The organism is Planktotalea arctica (assembly GCF_002105285.1).
Classification (GTDB): Bacteria; Pseudomonadota; Alphaproteobacteria; order Rhodobacterales; family Rhodobacteraceae; genus Planktotalea; species Planktotalea arctica.
Genome location: NZ_MUHR01000036.1, coordinates 1 through 1,162 on the forward strand (window position 1 = coordinate 1; position 1,162 = coordinate 1,162).

A 1,162-nucleotide genomic window follows, 5' to 3' on the forward strand; every position below is an offset into this window, starting at 1 on the left:
GCTTTCTTCAAAGCTTCGCCCAAATCGATGTTTTCCCAAGAGAACCCGCCATCCGCATCAGGCGCGCGGCCGAAGTGGCCATAGGCCGCTGTGCGCTCATAGATGGGTTTGTTGAGTTGCAGATGCTCGCGAATGCCGCGCGGCGTGAGGTCCATGCACTGATCAATCGCTTTTTCGATCTGCTGATCGGGGACTTCGCCCGTACCGAACGTGTCACAATAGATCGACAGGGGCTTGGACACGCCGATAGCATAGCTAAGCTGGATCGTGCATTTCTTCGCCATCCCCGAGGCCACAACGTTCTTGGCAAGGTAGCGGGCTGCGTAGGCCGCAGAGCGATCCACCTTGGTCGGATCCTTACCCGAGAACGCACCGCCGCCATGGGGCGCTGCGCCGCCGTAGGTGTCCACGATGATCTTGCGGCCTGTCAAGCCCGCGTCGCCGTCAGGTCCACCGATCACGAAGGTGCCTGTTGGGTTGACCCACCACTCCGTCGCCTCGGTGATCCAGCCAGAGGGCAGGACTTCGCGGATATAAGGCTCTACGATGGCGCGGATATCGTCGGATGTCTGGCTCTCATCGCTATGCTGCGTGGACAGAACGATCGATGAGACGCCAACAGGCTTGCCGCCCTCATAGATCACGGAAAGCTGCGATTTCGCATCTGGGCGGAGCGTTGGCTCCGTGCCATCTTTGCGCACTTCTGCAAGGCGGCGCAGGATCGCGTGCGCATAGTGGATCGGCGCGGGCATCAGCGCTTCGGTTTCATCTGTGGCAAAGCCGAACATGATGCCCTGATCACCAGCGCCCTCGTCTTTGCCCGCGCTGGAATCGACGCCCTGCGCGATATGCGCGGATTGCTCGTGCAGCAGGTTGGTGATCTTGCAGGTCGCGTGGTGGAACTTGTCCTGCTCGTAGCCGATATCCTTGATACACGCGCGCGCAATGTCCTCGATGCGGCCCATATATTCGGTCAGCTTGGATTGATCCGAAAGGCCAACCTCGCCGCCGATGACCACTTGATTGGTGGTTGCAAAGGTTTCGGCGGCAACGCGCGCCTCAGGCTCTTCGCGCAAAAAGGCGTCGAGCACCGCGTCGGAAATGCGATCGCACAATTTGTCGGGATGACCCTCGGAAACAGATTCCGAAGTGAATGTGTAAT

General features: G+C 59.5%; 1 protein-coding gene. It reads right to left on the reverse strand.

Features of this window, described 5'->3' with window-relative positions; genetic code table 11:
* Nucleotides 1–1,162, reverse strand: a 1,162-nt coding sequence (gene metK, locus B9P63_RS18675; protein ID WP_085311652.1) for a methionine adenosyltransferase, incomplete at both ends; no start/stop codon positions are given.